Below are 17,408 nucleotides of genomic sequence, written 5' to 3' on the forward strand. Positions count from 1 at the left end.
GAAGTTAGAAAAGGCACAGCCTGTTATAGGTTATGGGATTCTTCCAGGCTGCTGCCATCCGCGATCTCGGCCACATAGGTTTTGAGCTGAATGCCGAACTGCAGTCTGTAGGCTTCTTCCATTTTCTCGGTAAAGCCACCAAGCGCTTCCAGCTTCACCAGGTTAATGGTGCAGCCACCGAAGCCGCCACCCATCATGCGGGCACCCAGCACCTCTTCCAGGTCGTGTGTTTGCTCTACCAGAAAGTCCAGTTCGGGGCAGCTCACTTCGTAGTCGTGCTGCAGGCCGCGGTGCGAGGCATACATTTTCTCGCCGAAGGTATGCATATCGCCCTGCTCCAACGCCAGACAGGCCTCCTCTACCCGATTGTTTTCGTGCACCACAAAGGTGCAGCGCCTGTACACGGTGGGGTTAAACTCTTCCTGGTGCTGTTCCAGCATGCCCATCGTAACGTCGCGCAGACTCCTGACCTGCGGGTAGTGACGCTGCAGCAGTGCTACACCGGCTTCGCACTCCTGTCGGCGGGTGTTGTACTCCGACGAAGCCAGGCTGTGCTTCACCTGTGTGTCACAGAGTACAATGCGGTAATCGGCCATGTCGAGAGGGTAATAGTCGAACTCCAGGGAGCGGCAATCAAGCCTGACTGCGTGCCCCTGCCGACCGTACATGCTGGCGAACTGATCCATGATGCCACAGCGCACACCTGCGTAGGAATGCTCGGCCATTTGCGCCATCTTTACCATGTCAAACTTGGGTATGCCTAGCTCGAAGAGATGGTTCAGAGCGAAGGCCAATCCGCACTCCACGGCCGCTGAGGAGGAAATTCCAGCCCCAATCGGGATGTTGCCGCCGTACACCAGGTCAAAGCCTCTCACATCATAACCCGCCTGTTGGAACTGCGCAATGACACCGAGCAGGTAATTGGCCCAACTCAACTCAGTCCGCTGCACCTGCCTCAGATCGAATTCCGCCTCCTGTTGCAGGTCGAAGGCGTATACCCGGAAGAAATGGCCCTGGTTAGGCGCCACAGCGAAGTAAATCTCCTTGTCAATGGCGGCCGGCAGCACAAAGCCCTCGTTGTAGTCGGTATGCTCACCGATCAGGTTTACCCGACCGGGGGAGCGGACAATGATTGGTTCCCCGTTGTATCGGGCTTGAAAAGCTTGTTTGATCTTGTTTAGCATCGTTTGTTCTGTATGCAGGCATTCTATGACTACACCAACTCTAAAGCGGTTATGCCGCAATCAACCTATACCTTAGTATTTAGTCATTTTTTCGGCTCGATTGGTTCTGGTGTTCGCTTGCTAAGCTCTGTTTCTGCTATATCTTCGGAATCACTTGCAAGTGCCAATCGGCCAAAGCCACTGCTGAATATCTGCCTCCAATATAGCCAATTGAAATTAGTTTACCAGCTTCGTGTCTAGTTCATAACAGTTGAAGTTGGCAGGTGTGTGACGTAAGCTTCGGGATTTAGCAGGCACTCGCATACTGGAAGATTACAGCAAGCAGTTTGGAGCCAGCTATGCCCCTGCTCCACAGCCACTCTTTAACATCAGGCACAGTACACGTCGGCATTGTATTTAACCGGGGCACAATAGATCAAAAGACTGTTTAAAATTTTAGCCGAAGACCTGCTTTGTTAAACGCAGAAGTCTTTGCTAACTTAGAGGCTTCTAAAAGAGCATGTTCAAACTTCGTCGTTCATATAGCCTTTGTTTCGCAGCGGAAGCCACCATCCGTTATCTCAGGACGCACGCTGCAGCCAGGCGGCTTTAGCACGTGCCTACAGCATCGCTCCTGCCTGTCCTGCTGGACACTACCTAAACGTTTAAGCATTCTCTAGCACTTTATTGCACCATACAGTTCATATGAAAAAGAGTCTACTTCTTTTTTCTCTTCTGCTCCTTACCATCGCCCAAGCAATTGCCCAGGACACCCCCACCTCTGGCAAATCTTCCAAGGCATCTGCCATTAAGCTTCAGTTTCCGACCGAACCCGGCTGGAATGTACTGAAAGAAGGGCAGCAGCTTGAGTTTAAGGTGCAGGCCAGTGGCGGCACCGGCACCGCATTCAGGTATAGCATCAAGCAGGGCAAAGTCGACGGCATGGTCTTCGACTCGCTCGGCTATTTCTCATGGACGCCCAGTTACGATTTTGTAGACCGGTTGAGCGGTGGACGCATTTTGCAGGTGATTTTTGAGGCTCGCAACGAGAAAGACGAAAGCACCAGCCAGGTAGTAGACTTTAAGGTGGAGCACGTGAACCGCCCTCCCGTAGTGGGCGAGCTCAAGCCGCTCTACGTGCGCTACAACACCCAAAACACCTATACCATTGAGTCGGCGGCGGTGCAGGACGAAGACGAGGACCCGATCGTGTTTGTGGCCATTGCCGACGGCATGCCAGAGGGTGCTAAACTTTCGGCCCAGGGTGAATTCACCTGGAAGCCTTCGCTCACGCAGTTCAATCGGCTACGCAACAAGCCCCTTATGGTGGAGTTTTATGTAGAAGACCAACCCGCCAAAGCGCGCACAAAGGGCGCTTTTAAGGTAGAGGTGACGCAACAGGACCTGCCCCCTACCCTGCAGATGATCCCATCGCAGAAGCGCTTTGTGTATAAGGAGGATGCCACCCTGAACATCAAGTTCCAGATCTACGACCCGAACGGCGAGCCCGACATCGCCTCCTTTAGCTTTATCTCCACCAACACCCTGGTGCCGGCTTCGGCTCTGGTCAAAAACACGCCGTCGCAGTACGAGTTCATCTGGCGCCCAGGCTACGATTTCGTGCGCGACCCACTTGACTCGGTGGCTTTTGAAATGACATTTTTTGTGCTTGACAAATCGAACAAGCGCGACGAGCGAACTGTGTCGATTACCGTACTCAATGCTGTGAACGAGGGCGAAAAGGACCAGAAGCTTTACAACGAGTACCGTGCATCGCTGGTGCGCGCCTGGGACCTGATGGAACAGCTCAAGGAAACGGAGAAAGACCTGAAAAAGAAGTACAACCGTGCCCGCAAAGGCAAGAAGGGCCGCTCCCTGGCCAACGCCTCAATGGGTGCCGTAACAGGTATAGCACCGGTGGTGATCGACGAGCCGGCCACCAGCAAAAAAATCACGACCATTGGAGGCACCACCGTCATGACCATTGGCACACTGGAAGCCACCGAAGTAATCGGCCGCTCCACAAAGGACCTGGTGGAGCGTCTGAATTATATCATCGAGAAGCGAAACGAGCTGCAGACCAAAGGCGACGTTTTCGCCCGGAAGTATGCGCTCAAGTCGTCGCGCCGCAGACCGGAGTTCCTGAAAGATGTGGATGACTTTGTGGCGGTGATGAACCTTAAAGGACTTGTTGCGCTGGAGCTGGATGCCAATTGGACTAATAAGCATAAAGCCACGGATGAGAACATCGCCAAGACGTTTAAGGATTTCGGTTACGAGAGCCAGAATTAAGGGCTAACATTTCATGGCGCGAGCGTCCTCGCTTGTGACGGGTATCGTGGGGCCTCTGGCCGAGTGTCAGGTATAGCGACCAGTTTGGCTATACCTATACCTAGCGTAGCTGCTGCTTAGCTATACCTTAAGCTGTTTTGTTTTATAGCTTCGCCTGTGCGGCGGGCACCTTCTTTTTGTCTTGACACAAATCGAGGGCCCCTACCCCCACTCGCTGACCGCTCTCGACAGGGGGACCCCTTCACCCCCAACAGTGGAGTGTCGTAAAGTGCACCTGGCCAAAGCGATCTGTTTCATAGCCCAAGGGACAAATTAGTCTTTCAATGCGTGGCAGTGGTTTGTGAAAGTAACTACAGCGCCTATACCTGTTGATTGGCATTTAAAGAAAAGGCCCCCTTGGGGGCAGAGGCCATCGACAAAGAAGGGTACAGGGGGATGTCAATCAGGCATAGGTAAAATTTAAATAAAACTCCTGTACCTAACAATTGGCAGCTTTAGATTCATCACCTTAAACAATCGAGAGTTTGAGCATGCTTTTCCCTCAAACAAAAAAGCTGAAAGCAACCGACTGCGGTGCTTTCAGCTTTTTCAACTTTCAGCCAAACTTAAACTTAAGAAGCCAGTATCTTTTTACCCAGCTCTATTTCTTCTTCTATTATCGTGTGCGGACGGCCTGGATATACTTTGCGGGTCACTTTCGCCCCCATGCTTTCCAGTTGCTTCACAGTCTCGTCTACCCTGCTGACAGGTACGTGCGAATCCGGATCGCCGGTTGTGATCAGCACGGGCGTGCCCTCAAAGTTGCCCTTGTAGTGGCTCGTGTCTAACTCCTGCCCAATTAGCCCTCCGGTAAAGATCAGCAGGCCACCAAAGCGCTGTGCGTGCCGGCTCGCGTACTCCGCCGTCAGGCAGGCGCCCTGCGAGAAGCCGAGTAGGTAGATGTCTTTGCTGGCTATACCTTGCGCCTGTATATCTTTCACGGTCTCATCAATCAGTTCAAGGGCAGAATCCAGCGCCGGTTGGTTCTGGTCGGCAGGGGCCATAAAGCTGTAAGGATACCAGGTGTTGTTCGTGGCCTGCGGTGCGTAGCGCGTGAAATCATCGGCACCCAACTCGTGCGCCAAAGGCAGGATGCTGGTCGGCGTGGCTCCTCTTCCATGAATCAGGATGAGCGCCTTGCCTGTTTCTGACAGGGGCTTGCCCTGTGTGAGCACTTTCTTTTCGTGTGTGTACATGGCGATACCTTTCGTTCGGTTTCAATAACAATCTTCTAGACCAGGCTTGGCAAAACGGCCTCAATTTTAGCACGGTGCGGCTCGTACTGCGGTGGCAGCAACAGTTTCTGTCCCAATTCCTCCACCGGCTCATCTACCGCAAAACCCGGGTTATCAGTCGCAATCTCGAAGAGTACGCCGCCCGGCTCCCGGAAGTAGAGCGAGTAGAAGTAATTTCGGTCAATCTTCTCGGTGATGTTAAAGCCCTTGCCAGCGATAACCTCCCGGAAACGCATCAGCACCTCTTCGTCTTTCACCCGGAAAGCGATGTGGTGGTTAGTGCCGGCCCCGCCTTCACCACGCCCGATATTCGGATTTTCCACGATATCGATGATGTTGGCGCCTTCCACCGCATCGGTGCTATACCTGTAACTGCCGCCGGTCTGGTCCTGCAAGGTATAGCCAAAGATATCGGTTAAGATATCGGCCGTCTTGTCGGCTTTCTGCAAAGTCAGGGTCACGCTATGGAAGCCCTTTGTGGCCACCTCCGCTTTCACTTCTTCTATTTCCCAAGCCTTGCGGTTATCCGTATTTTTCGGAATGACCAGCTCCAGCAGCAAGCCGTCCGGGTCTTGGAAAGGCAGGTACTGCTCCCCGAATTTCTCCGAAGGGCGACCGTAGCTCACCTTGTGCTCCTCAAAGCGCTTCATCCAGAAATCGAAACTGCCCTCCGGAACAGCATAGCCGATGTGCGTGGCCATACCTGCTCCGGCCTTACCGCGGCGTGCTCCCTGGTAAGGGAAGAAAGTCAGGATGGTACCCGGACTTCCTGCTTCATCACCATAATAAAGGTGGTAGGTGCCGGGGTCATCGAAATTGACCGTCTTTTTGAGCAGCCTTAGCCCGAGCACTTTAGTGTAAAAGTCCAGGTTAGCTTTCGCCGCATTAGCTATAGCCGTGATGTGGTGAATTCCTAAGATTCTGTCTTCCATGGGATTGCTTATTGCCGTTAAAAAGATATACGCGAATAGAACGTGATGATGTCATCTCGAACGCCGATGTGAAAGCCGAACTGTGAAAGCAACTCCAACTCGCCCTGGCATTCGAAATGACAATTGGTGCCGAATTAGGCTTGCTTCACCAGCTGAATTTCAGCCTGCAGCCTGATCTCGTCGCTCACCACCACGCTGCCTGCTTCGGTCACAGCGTTCCAGGTCAGGCCAAACTCTTTGCGGCTGATCTTGCCGGTTACCGTGAAACCCGCTTTGTGCTGGCCATAAGGGTCCACCACAGTGCCACCGAACTCAACATCAACCGTTACAGGCTTGGTTGTGCTGCGGATGGTCAGGTCGCCGTGCAGTTTGTAATCGTTGCCGCCTACATGCTCGTAGCGCGTACCTACAAAGCGCACTTCGTTGTGGTTGTCGGCGTCAAAAAAGTCAGCTGACTTCAGGTGGGTATCGCGCTGCTCGTTATTCGTGCTGATTGAGTTCACATCGGCTGTGAAAACGATGTTACTAGCTCCGTTAAAGTTTTCGTCTTCGCTCTCGGCCTCTACGGTAAACTTCTCGAAATAACCCGTTACTGTGGTGATCATCAAGTGCTTTACCTTAAACTGTACTTCGCTGTGCATGGGATCTACTGACCATCTTACGTTTGCCATAATCTTTTATTTTATGTTTTAGTTTAAATGATTCTATGCTGCAAATCTACAACAAATGTATAGACTTTAAATGTACATACATTGATTTTATTAAAAAAGTTTCACCTGTTCTGTATTTCTCGTCTGAAAAGGGGCTTTGCCTCATAAAAAACACCCCACCGGTTTTCTCCAGTGGGGTGTTGATTAGGCTACTTGATACCCTACTACACCAAAGCAGTTGGTTTTAAATTAACGCATCAGGAATTGAAAGCGGTCGATGTTGCGTGTGGCAATGCCGGTGCCCCGCACCACGGCGCGGAGCGGGTCTTCTACCACATGGGTCGGCAACTTCGTTCTGGCAGAAATCCTTTTATCCAGACCGCGCAGCAAGGCGCCGCCACCTGTCAGGTAGATGCCCGTCTGGTGGATGTCGGCCGATAGCTCGGGCGGGGTCATTTCCAGGGTTTTCATCACGGCCTCTTCTATTTTGGCCAACGAACGGTCCAGGAAAAAAGCAACATCCGAATACGAAACAAAAACCTGCTTTGGTAGACCGGTCAGCAGGTCGCGGCCCTTGATGGCCACATCCTCCGGCGGGTTTTGCAACTCAGGCAAGGCTGCCCCTACCTCCAGCTTTATCCGGTCGGCGGTGGACTGCCCGATGAGCAGGTTGTGGTGCTTGCGCATGTAGTGCACAATGTCGGCGGTAAAGCTCTCGCCGGCCACTTTCAGGGACTGGTCGCATACGATGCCGCTCAGGGCAATGACGGCAATCTCAGTCGTGCCGCCGCCAATGTCGACGATCATGTGCCCGTTCGGTTCCTCTACATCCAGCCCGATGCCAATGGCGGCAGCGATCGGTTCGTGCACCAGGTATAGCTCCCTTGCCCCGGCTATGACGGCCGAGTCGCGAATAGCACGCTTCTCCACTTCGGTTATACCGGAAGGCACGCAAATCACCATCCGGAACGAGGAGCCAAACTTTCTCCTGCCGCCGTTGATCAGCTCCAGCATCCCCTTCATCATGTGTTCTGCCGCATGGAAATCAGCGATCACGCCGTCCTTCATGGGCCGCACGATGCGAATGTCCTCGTGCGCCTTTCCTTCCATCTGCATGGCCTTGCGGCCAATCGCCAACACTCTGCCCGATGATCTGCTGTAGGCCACGATGGACGGCTCGTCCACCACTACTTTGTCGCCTTGCATGACCAAAAAATTGGCCGTACCCAAATCAATGGCAATATCCTCTCTGAAAAAATCTAAAAAACCCATTCTCTATGGCGTAAAAAAATTCTCCTCCAACAAACCCAACCGCCTACTAAAGGTTAAGATCTCCTGCAGCTTCGGGTTGGTACAGCACCTCCATCACCTCATACACCACCGTGCCCTTTGGCCCCGGCCGCTCTACCTGGTCGCCCACTTTGCAGCCCAGTATGGAGGTACCCACAGGGGCCAGCACTGAAATTTTAAACTTGGAAAGATCCGCATCTTTTGGGTATACCACGGTCAGCTCCATTTGGGCGCCGCTCTTCAGCTCTCTCAGTTTCACGAGCGAGTTCATGGTCACCACATCCTCCGGAATTTCTTCGGAGGCCACCACTTTGGCGCGTTTCAACTCCTGGCTGAGCGCTGCCACGGTGTGGGCGCCGCTTACCTGACGCTGCGCCTGTACCAAGGCGTGCAGTCGCTGGAAATCTTTTTCGGTTAGATAGATCGGGTTCATATAAGTTAAAATCTTAAAGCTTTGTATGTTAATGCAGCAAGACAAAATATATTGTACTCAGCTGATCAACAGAAAATTAAAATATTGGTTGAAAATCAAATAGCGAGCTAGGTTCCAGGTATAGCGTTCTGCCCGGCCCCGGTGGCGGACGCTGGGCCTCCGGCGCACGGCGTGGAGGCGATTTAAAAAGGCAAACACACAAAAACTCCCTTACCTGCGGACTTTCGCGCTGTGTAAAGGTGTCTTGTGTAGTGACAAATTCTGGAATGTTAAGCAGGGTTGACCTGCCGCAAAGGATGGTGGCGTTCGCCCGGGGCCGGAGGGTTCCGGCTTACTTAATGAAGGCCTTAGGCGTTGTATAGAAGAAAAGGCAATAACCATTCAGCACATCACTTTGGGAAACGTGATGCGATGCCGCGACAAAGCCTGTCAGCGACTCCGAAAAGTTATGAATTGTTCTAATATAGGGATGCACGGTTCTGATAGTATTCCTTCAAAGTAACGGAAGAAAGCCCATAAATGCAAGAAAACAACCGCTTTACCACCTGTTTCAGGTAAAGCGCAGGGCCTTATACCTGAAACCAGAATGAACGCGGTTATCGCTGAGACGGGTTATGCCTTTCTAACTCAGCTCAAAGCCCTTGGCCCGACCGCGCGGGGGTACTGACCGCCGTCAGAAGGTATAGCCGACGGAGAGGATGTAGTGTCGGGGCGCGCCGGGGAAGGCGCGCTGGTAGTCGTAGCCGCCCACAAAGTAAAATTCATCCAGCAGGTTGTTGACGTTCAGGCTCAGCCGGAACTTGTTGGCCCGGTAGAAGGCTGCCGCGTTCAGTACCGCATACTCCGGCCAGTAGCCCCAGATCCAGTTTCCTGTCTGCGTGTCCTGCACCTGCAGCTCCATCCGGCGCTCCCCTACGTAGTTTCCGCCCAAGGCCAGCCCGAAGCCCTCCAGACCAGCGCCTTTGAAGGTATACTTCGCCCAGAGGCCGGCCGAGTGCCTGGGTGCATTCGGTGTCATGGTGCCCCGCTCGGCTTCCAGGGCGGTAGTGACTACCTCCGTGTGGTTGAAGGCATAGTTCACGCTCAGGTTGAAGGCGGGGCTGATGCTGCCGTTCGCCTCCAGCTCCACGCCCTGCGACTTGATGCGCCCGTTCTGCCGGTAGATGGGGTTGCCTGTGTCCGTCACCTGCCCCGTGTTCACCAGCGTGTTGCGCTTCTCGATGTGGAAGACCGACATCGAGGCAAACAGGCGCTTGTTCAGGAACTCCCCCTTCAGTCCGGACTCTGCCTGAAAGCTGGTTTCGCTGTCGAAAGGGGAATCGCTGCCGTAGTTCTCCGGGTTGCGGACAAAGGCGGGATCCACGGGTTTGAAGCCCTGGCTGTAGCTGGCGAAGTAGTTCAGGTTATCCAGCAACTTATAGGTGAGCCCCGCCCTCGGGAGGAGCACGTTCTGGTGCACTTTTTCTTCTCCGTTATCATACACCCGCTGGTCCCGGAAAAACTCCTGCCGCAGCCCTAGCAAGAGCCGCAGGCGGTCAGTTACGGTAATCTGGTCCTGCAGGTATAGCCCCGTGGTGCTGTAGCTGGTGTTGAGGTAGTCGACAAAGAACGGCGACAGGGGCAGGCGAACGTACTTGCTTGGGTCGCGGAGCTCGTAGGTCGGGTTGTTGAGGTCGAAGGTAAGAGGCACGTGCTGTCCGTTCAACTCCATCTGGCGTGCCTCCCACTGGTGCCCCCGCTTGTCCGCTTCATATTTCACGTAGTCCATACCTGCCACCACATCGTGCCGCAGCCAGCCGGTGTTGCCGCTGAGGGCGAAGTAAGCCGAGAGGTTGTCAGTATAGTCGTTGATCTTCTTCTCCAGGTAGCGCATGTTCATGATGGTATTGGCAGGCGCATCGGCAAAGGTGTTGAGGGTGCGGTGCTCGCTCAGCTCTTCGTGGTAGACAAACTTCATGTAGGCGGCGTTGAAAGACAGCCAATCCGTAAGCCGGTGGTTGAGCGAGCCGTTGAAGGAAATATCCCGCACGCGGTAGTAGTCGCTGGGCTGGCTCAGCGTAAAGGACCGTGGCAGTGCGTACAGGTCGCCGCCCCGGATGCCCATGCCCCGGTCGAGGTAGCCGTCAAACTGGCTGTAGACCAGCTCGGCATTGACAGTGGTATTCTTCGTGGGCCGGAAGGTGACGGTAGGCGCAATCATCAGGGAGCTGCGGTCGTTCACATCCCGGAAGGTCTTGGTGTCTTCGTAGCCGATGTTGAGCCGGTAGAGCAAAGACTTGTCCTCGTTGAGCGGGCCCGTCAGGTCAAGGCTGGTGCGCATGGTCTGGAAGCTGCCGACCGAAAAGCTCACCGCTTTCCGGTTTTCGTCCAGCGGCTTTTTGGTCACCAGGTTCACCGTGCCGCCCGGGTTGATGTCGCCGAAGAGGGCAGCGCCGGGGCCTTTGAGCACTTCCACGCTCTCCAGATTGACCGTGAGCGGTACCCGGAAAAAGCTCGTGCCATAGCCGTAGCCGGAGCGCAGGCCGTTCACCAGCCGATACCCGGTATCAAAGCCGTTGCGGAAGCCCCGGATGGTGAGGTCGTCGTAAGCGGAGTACTGGTTCACCCCCGCCAGGTTCTGTACCACGTCCGTCACCAGAAAAGCCTGCTGGTCCTCGATCAACTCCTTGGTGACTGAGGAGATGGTCTGCGGCACATCCACGACCCGGCTCTGCAGTTTGGTGCCCACAAAGCTGTAGTCGTTCACATAATTGGTTTCCTTGCGGCCCGTTACCAGTACTTCCTGCATCACGTGGGTCTGCCGGTCCAGCACCACATCCAGCCACACATGGGGCGACTGCTCGGTCAGGGCAAGAGGAACGGTTTTGTCCACCATGCCAAGACCTTTCACCAACAAGGTATAGCGCCCGTAAGGCAGGCCATCTAGCTTGAAGGTGCCGTCCAGGGCCGTGACATCCCCTATCGAGGCATCTTTTATACCGACTGAAACCCCGACCAATGCCTCTCCCTTTTCGTCCTTCACCTTGCCGCTCACACTGCCAGTCAGCTGCGCAAAAACAGGTATACAGATCAGGTATAGCAACAGGGTATTCCGTATACCTTTCATCAACTTTGCAGTCATGGGCTATGTCAGTTTGAGCGCTGCTCCGGATTGGAGGTATGGCTGTGCCTCTACGGCTGCTTTCAGCTGCAGGTCCATGTGGATGGTTTGGTAAACGGGTGTCTCGTCCTGACAAACCAGTTGAAAGCCCTGTTTTGACCAGAATTCCCTGGCGCCGGAGAGGAAAGGGTGCGTGTGCAGGTATAGCGTTTCGATGCCTTTGCGCTCAGCTTCCTCTTTCAGGCCATTGAACAGGAGTGTGCCGAGCCCGAGCTCGCGCAATGAGGGTTCCACGTATAGTTTCTGCACCTCTGCGGTCAGTTGCCCTTTGTAATTTAGGTGCTTAAAACGGTGGTCGTAAGGGCGCATGCCGATGGTGCCGACAATGGCACCAGACAGGTCGGTGGCAATCAGAAAAGCGGCATACCTGTCCTCGATGTAAGCTGCCTCAAAACGCGCCAGGTCGGGCGGCAATTGACTGTGGTCTATCATCGGGAACAGCTCCTTGCGGAAATCCATTACGTAGCGCACCAACTCCGGAATCCGCTCTTTTTCGACTGCCTTTATCTGTATCATCCTGTCTGTTTATTTTTCTGGCACCACTTTTTAGTATATCCTTTACTCGTTCTGCTCCCCGACACTTGGCTCTACCCTGCCCTTTCACCACGCTGTTGCCCGCTGATTTGGTGGCGGCTACAGGAAGGTATAGCCAGGCTTAAAGTGCATTGACGAAGTAGAGTACACCCACTGCAAAGAGATGCATTTTCTGATTCGCGTTTGCCTGGGCCACTGCATTGTTATAGCGGGTCGTGTTGTAATAGTAATAGGTAAACAACTTCATATCCTGGCTTGCAATCGGCTTGTACTCCAGACCTGCCCAATAGCCCATGTTCTTTCTGAAATTATCGCCAATACCGCCATCTTCGCGGTGACTGGCCGTCTCGTAATAGCCCTTGGTTGTGAGGAACCACTTGGGTATAAACTCATAATCGAGGCGCAGCACGGCTGTCTTGTAGTTGACATCCTGCAAAAAGGTGGGCACGAAGGCCGGTGAAGATGCCCCTAATGCGTTGGCAGCAGGTGACCCGATGTTCGGATAGTCGACGGCCAGGTTGGCACTCTGCAGATCGAGGTAGCCACTCAATCTATCCAGCGTTATCTGGTTGCCGATGGACACCCCATGATTTGTTTTATCCCGGGCAAACTGCGAAACGTTGTAGCTGTAAAAGGTCTGCCATTTTCTGTCAAACATGTTTCCCAGCCACGCAACGTATAAGCCAAGCGGCGTTTTCGATGGCCTCAATCCGTCTTTAGCATAGCCTGTTCCGTTAAATGTCGCGTTGAAATCGTTGTTGAAGGTGTTGTGCAACTGCACCTGAAAGGTATGGTTCTCGGTGATATCGTAGCCTAGCTTCATGGCCAGCAAAAACAGGTTCAGCTGCCTGTTCACATACTCGGTATACTGGTACTCGAACGTTGGATTTTTATCGAACTCCCAACTCCCGACACTTGCCGACTGCTTGCCGGCAGTCAGGTGCCATTTCTTCTCATTGCCAAACCGGTACGTTACATTGGCATGGTCGATGGCTCCCGGCGCATTATCCAGGCTATTGGGAGCAAAGCCTCTGTTTAGCCTATATCTCACCCGAAAGCTCAGCTCCGGTGTCAGATCTCCCCTTAACTCCAGCCGCGATTCATTCAGCCTGATAGCGCCTTGGTTTTCAGATCCGCTCGGAAACTCCAGGGAGCTCCGGAACAGAAAATTGATGTCTATTTTTTCGCTTAAACTCGACAAGGTGCTTTTCCCGAGCTCTTGGTTAGCAGGTGTTTTATTCGTACTCGTACTGTCCGTATAGATTTGCCCGACAGCGGTATTTGGGGCAAATGCTGACTGAACCACAAGCAGTACAAAAGCAAAAGAGAGGTAATATTTATTCATAAGTATTTTGTATTTAGATACTTCTACAAAAATTTAAAGCCTGTTCAATTTAGAAAGTGCTCTAACAGACTGAAGCCATTGTAGAATCAGGCACATTATTATCTTTTCCCAAGCACCTAGGTACCAGCAATTATCTTCCGGGCACTACCATCAGTTTATCGTTCACCATCACGGTCGTAAAGCGCACGTCATACACATACTCCAGAAAAGTGCTGGCATGGTAGTCGAATTGTTCGGTCGGTGTCACCACAGTGCGGTCCTTCATGAAGTAGCAATGGTCAGCGTATAAGAAGGCCATGTTCGGGTCGTGCATGATGGCAATGACGGTCAGGTTGTTTTCGGTTAGTTTCTTGAGCCTATCCAGCACATAGGTCTGGTAGTACACGTCGAGGTGGTTGGTGGGCTCGTCCAGCAGGATGATCTTCGGGTTTTGCACCAGCACCCGCGCAATCATCACCAGTTGTTGCTCCCCGCCAGACAGCTCGGTATAGGGCCTGTCGGCCAGGTGACTGATGCCCAGCTCCTCAATGGCCTGCCCCACTTTCGTCATGTCGCTCTTCCTGGGTGTGAAGGCAGAGAAAGCCGCTCTGCCAGTCAGCACCACATCTTTCACCTTAAAGGGAAACACTGACTTATGGAACTGCGGTAGGAAACCCAGCACGCGGGCGCAATCCGAGAAAGACATCTTGCTCCGCTCTTTGCCCATCAGCCTCACAGAGCCCTGCTTATACTTCTGCAGCCCCGCCATGATGTTGAAGAGCGTGGATTTGCCGCTGCCGTTTCGTCCGAGCAATACCGAGAAACGGTTGGACGGAAAAGCCACGTTCACGCTTTCCAGGATAGGCGTCTGGCCATACCCAAAGCTGAGGTTTTCTACTTCTATCGCCGCATCTGTCATACCCAGTTAATTTTGTTTTTCTTCATCAGAAAGAGGAAAAAAGGAGCTCCCAGCAGCATCGTAAAAATGCCGATCGGAATTTCGAAGTCCATCAGGGAGCGGGAGAAATTGTCAATGATCACCAGAAAGGACCCGCCGAAAAAAATGTTGGCTGGCATAGCCTTGCGGTTATCCGGCCCCACCATCATGCGGGTGAGGTGAGGTATAAAAAGGCCATACATGCTGATGACACCGGCAGCCGCCACCGAGGTGGACGTGGTGAGCGTCGCCAGCGCGACCAGCGTGGCTTTGTCGGCTGTCGGGTTTACGCCCACGGCCTTGGCCTCATGCTCGCCCAGCGCCAGCAGGTTGAGGCGCCAGCGCATCAGGTACATGCCCACAATGCCTATACCTACGGGAAGAGCCGCTGTCTGTATTTTATCCCAGGAAGCGTGGTGCAGGTTGCCCATCGTCCACTGCACAATGGCCTGCAGCTTGTAGGGGTCGCTCATGTACTGCACCACCGTAAGCGATGCCGTGAAAATGCCCGACACGATCATACCTGAAAGAATGACCGCCACAATAGACGACTTGTTGTTGCTGAAGGCAAAGGAATAGGTCATCACCACTGAGGCCACGCCCAGTACAAAGGCCATCACATTGATGTGCAGCAGCGGAAACGCAATGGCCAGCGCCGCCCCGAAAGCCGAGCCCGAGGAGATGCCCAGCACATAAGGGTCCACAAGCGGATTACGGAAGATGCCCTGCAACGCTCCCCCGGAAGCGGCCAGACCAGCCCCGATGATGAAGGTGAGCAACACGCGCGGCAGACGCACATTCTCGATGATGTTGTTAAGCATGTAGATTTTGGTCGAGCTCTCGTGAATGTCGCCCTGCAGCGCCGCCTTCCCCCAGTCCCAGTAATCAGCAAATACCAGCCCCTGCGACGGACCCACCGTCAGGGAATACAGCAGCAGGGGTATAGGCAGGCCGTAGATCAGGAAGCCGGTCAGTACTTTTCTCATTCAAACAGGGCAGTGGCTTTGGCACCGTACAGATTCGTCATAATCTCCCTTCGGTCCTTTTCGAGGTCGAAGTTTTTGTTCGCACCATAGGCCACGTTATGCAGCTCGATGGCGGCATACATGATTTTCAGGGTATGCGGGTCGTAGAAAAACGGCGGCTCCAGCACATGCACGTTTTTGTTTTTGACCGCCGTCAGCACTGCCAGTTCCTTCTTGTCATACAGTACCTGCGGGTCGGTGCTCCAGAGCAGAATCAGGTCAGGGTCCCACGAAATCAGTGTTTCCGGGTTGATGTTGGGCTGGTCCACCTCGAAGGTACAGGCATTGCGCACGCCGGCCAGTTCAAAACACTCGTGCATGCGGCTATTCTGGCCCGAAGTGGAATAGATCCTGCCTCCTGACCAGGCGTAGTACACCGATTTCTTTTGCTCTATGTGGTCCGTCGCTTCCGCTATTTCGTCCAGCTTGCCACGGGTATAGCTTAGCAGTTCTACTGCCCGGTCGTGGGTGCCTGTCAGCCTGCCGATGTTCTCGATCTCTTCGAACAGTTGATCGTTGTTCTGTGGCGACACCGCATACACGTTGATGCCCAGGCTCTCGAGCAGCCGAATGGCATCGGTCTGACCGGAGGCAATGATCACCAGGTCGGGTTTGAGCGCCAGCACGCTTTCGATGTTGGTGGAGGTTTCCCAGTTTCCGGGCGACGGCAATTCCTTCCGGGCGATGCGCGGGTCCAGTTTGCTGAAATACTTGAACGTCTCGGGATTGGTGTAAATGTTGTTCTGAATACCTACCACGGTGTGCTCCGCATTCAGCATGTACATGCCATCCAGCGCACCTTGATACAGCACGATCACCCGCTTGGCCGGTTCGTTTAATCTGACCTCTTTACCGCGTATATCCTTCACTGCAATGGCGCCATCAGCAACCACAGTGGCTTCTCCGTTTTCGCTATTGCAGGCGCTCAAAAAAAGCAGGCAGGCACTCAGGGCCATCACCAAACGGGTGGCCATCTTTTCTCTCCAACTTCTCATATGTCCTTCACAAAATCGCTGTGTACCTCCTTTAAAGTTCATGGTGCGGAACCGTTTTGTCTATCTAACATATCGAATACCAAAAGGCAGACCGCTCCTGCCGAAGCGGGAAGAACAGTCTGCTTTTATAAAATAGGATGTACCAATCAGAGTCTATAAAACCGGCCAGGGTATAGCGTCTTCCTCATTTTTTTCTGGCCAGATTGCCGTAGGCTTTCACCATCTGGGCAGGATGCAGCACCCGCTCCTCTATCTCCATCACAAAGCCCCCGCTCAGCAGCAGTTGGTACAGCGGCGCATCGTAGGCCACACATACCTCCTGGTCATCGTTCATAAAAATCGGGACATGCTTGTTGCCGATCTCAAAGCAGATGGTGCCCACTTCCTGCAAGCTACGCGGGTATAGCACCACACATTCGCAGGGCTTTATCTTCAGCAGGATGGCCAGGTCCTCGGACAGGTATAGCAGGTCCCCGTCTTCCAGGGGTTCTCTATGCGCCTTGTCAACCAGCACCTCCACCCCGCCCTGCGTCTTCTTCCGCATTTTCGATCGGGAGGCTTCGTACCACTCTATCTCGAAGTAGTCGACCGTGCGGCCGCCTATACCCTGCTCTCCGGCGAGTGCTTGCATTACAACAATGGGTTCCGTCTGCACGGACAACTCTCTTGCCATGCGGAATCAGGCTGTCGCCAGTTTGGCTTTCTTCTTTTCATCCACTTTGGCCAGCAGCCAGTTGCACCAATCGTCCATGCCATCGCCTTTCAGGCTGCTGATGCTTATCACTTCTATGGTCGGGTTCACTTCGCGGGCATCCTGCGTGGCGGCCTCTACCGAGAAAGGCACATAAGGCAGCAGGTCGGCTTTGGAAACCACCATCAGCTCGCTGGTCAGGAACATGCGCGGGTATTTCTTTGGCTTGTCGTCGCCCTCGGTCGCAGCCAGCACGGTTACCCGAATGTCTTCGCCCAAATCAAAGGCGGCAGGGCAAACCAGATTGCCCACGTTCTCAATGAAGAGAAGATCAACGCCCGTCAGGTCGATGTGGTCGAGTGCCTGCAGAATCATCTGGGCCTCGATGTGGCACATGCCGCCTGTCACAATCTGCAGGGCGTTAATGCCCACTTCTTTCATGCGGATGGCATCGCGGTCGGTTTCAGGGTCACCTACCAACACAGCCATGTTCAGTTTGTCGCTCAGGCGCTTGCCGGTTTCCTGCATCAGGGTGGTTTTGCCGCTGCCCGGAGAGGAACACACGTTGATCACCACCACATCAGGCAATCTGTCGCGGATGGCTTTGGCCACGAAGTCGTTGGCCTTTAACAGGTTGAGGGTGGTATTATCGCACTGTACAGAGCCTACCGGCATTCTGTTGCTTTTAGGCATGGATGGTGTACTCAT

The 17,408-nt window shown here is 53.7% G+C and carries 15 protein-coding genes; 1 reads left to right on the forward strand and 14 read right to left on the reverse strand.

Going from position 1 to position 17,408, the window contains the following annotated elements; genetic code table 11:
* Positions 1–23: 23 nt before the first annotated feature.
* Positions 24–1,184, reverse strand: a complete 1,161-nt coding sequence (locus BD749_RS16430; RefSeq protein ID WP_101446339.1) for a galactokinase — start codon at positions 1,182–1,184, stop codon at positions 24–26.
* A 684-nt stretch (positions 1,185–1,868) separates the two neighbouring features.
* Between BD749_RS16430 and BD749_RS16435 the strand changes: the two genes are divergently transcribed.
* Positions 1,869–3,455, forward strand: a complete 1,587-nt coding sequence (locus tag BD749_RS16435; protein WP_101446341.1) for a hypothetical protein — start codon at positions 1,869–1,871, stop codon at positions 3,453–3,455.
* Between the two features lie 611 nt (positions 3,456–4,066).
* On the opposite strand, the gene BD749_RS16440 is transcribed toward BD749_RS16435, so the two are convergent.
* The 13 genes from BD749_RS16440 to hypB all read right to left on the reverse strand — a co-directional run bounded on the left by BD749_RS16440 (position 4,067) and on the right by hypB (position 17,408).
* Positions 4,067–4,690, reverse strand: a complete 624-nt coding sequence (locus tag BD749_RS16440; RefSeq protein WP_101446343.1) for an alpha/beta hydrolase — start codon at positions 4,688–4,690, stop codon at positions 4,067–4,069.
* Between the two features lie 35 nt (positions 4,691–4,725).
* Positions 4,726–5,661 carry a ring-cleaving dioxygenase gene (locus BD749_RS16445; protein WP_101446345.1) on the reverse strand — a complete coding sequence of 312 codons (936 nt, stop codon included), beginning with the start codon at positions 5,659–5,661 and terminating at the stop codon, positions 4,726–4,728.
* Positions 5,662–5,795: 134 nt separating this feature from the next.
* The gene (locus BD749_RS16450) at positions 5,796–6,332 is read right to left on the reverse strand and encodes a YceI family protein (protein WP_101446347.1); all 537 of its coding nucleotides are present in this window, start codon (positions 6,330–6,332) and stop codon (positions 5,796–5,798) included.
* A gap of 228 nt (positions 6,333–6,560) precedes the next feature.
* Positions 6,561–7,583, reverse strand: a complete 1,023-nt coding sequence (locus tag BD749_RS16455; RefSeq protein WP_101446349.1) for a rod shape-determining protein — start codon at positions 7,581–7,583, stop codon at positions 6,561–6,563.
* A gap of 46 nt (positions 7,584–7,629) precedes the next feature.
* Positions 7,630–8,034, reverse strand: coding sequence for a nucleoside diphosphate kinase regulator (rnk, locus tag BD749_RS16460; protein WP_101446351.1), 405 nt, complete (start codon positions 8,032–8,034; stop codon positions 7,630–7,632).
* A gap of 673 nt (positions 8,035–8,707) precedes the next feature.
* A complete protein-coding gene (locus tag BD749_RS16465; protein ID WP_101446353.1) occupies positions 8,708–11,155 on the reverse strand; it encodes a TonB-dependent receptor in 2,448 nt (815 codons plus the stop codon).
* A 3-nt stretch (positions 11,156–11,158) separates the two neighbouring features.
* Positions 11,159–11,710, reverse strand: coding sequence for a GNAT family N-acetyltransferase (locus tag BD749_RS16470; protein WP_101446355.1), 552 nt, complete (start codon positions 11,708–11,710; stop codon positions 11,159–11,161).
* A 139-nt stretch (positions 11,711–11,849) separates the two neighbouring features.
* Positions 11,850–12,929 (reverse strand): porin, encoded by a 1,080-nt coding sequence (locus BD749_RS16475; protein WP_180336434.1) that lies wholly within the window; start codon positions 12,927–12,929, stop codon positions 11,850–11,852.
* Positions 12,930–13,203: 274 nt separating this feature from the next.
* Positions 13,204–13,971, reverse strand: coding sequence for an ABC transporter ATP-binding protein (locus tag BD749_RS16480; protein ID WP_101446359.1), 768 nt, complete (start codon positions 13,969–13,971; stop codon positions 13,204–13,206).
* Entirely contained in the window at positions 13,968–14,975 is a 1,008-nt protein-coding gene (locus BD749_RS16485; RefSeq protein WP_101446361.1) for a FecCD family ABC transporter permease, read from the reverse strand. The genes BD749_RS16480 and BD749_RS16485 overlap by 4 nt, the downstream gene beginning before the upstream one ends.
* Positions 14,972–16,009 carry an ABC transporter substrate-binding protein gene (locus BD749_RS16490; RefSeq protein WP_180336435.1) on the reverse strand — a complete coding sequence of 346 codons (1,038 nt, stop codon included), beginning with the start codon at positions 16,007–16,009 and terminating at the stop codon, positions 14,972–14,974. The genes BD749_RS16485 and BD749_RS16490 overlap by 4 nt, the downstream gene beginning before the upstream one ends.
* Positions 16,010–16,193: 184 nt before the next feature.
* Positions 16,194–16,682 carry an urease accessory protein UreE gene (locus BD749_RS16495; protein WP_101446365.1) on the reverse strand — a complete coding sequence of 163 codons (489 nt, stop codon included), beginning with the start codon at positions 16,680–16,682 and terminating at the stop codon, positions 16,194–16,196.
* A 6-nt stretch (positions 16,683–16,688) separates the two neighbouring features.
* On the reverse strand, positions 16,689–17,408 hold the full coding sequence (gene hypB, locus BD749_RS16500; RefSeq protein ID WP_180336436.1) for a hydrogenase nickel incorporation protein HypB: 720 nt from the start codon (positions 17,406–17,408) through the stop codon (positions 16,689–16,691).

Origin of the sequence: Pontibacter ramchanderi (assembly GCF_002846395.1) — a bacterium.
Lineage (GTDB): Bacteria > Bacteroidota > Bacteroidia > Cytophagales > Hymenobacteraceae > Pontibacter > Pontibacter ramchanderi.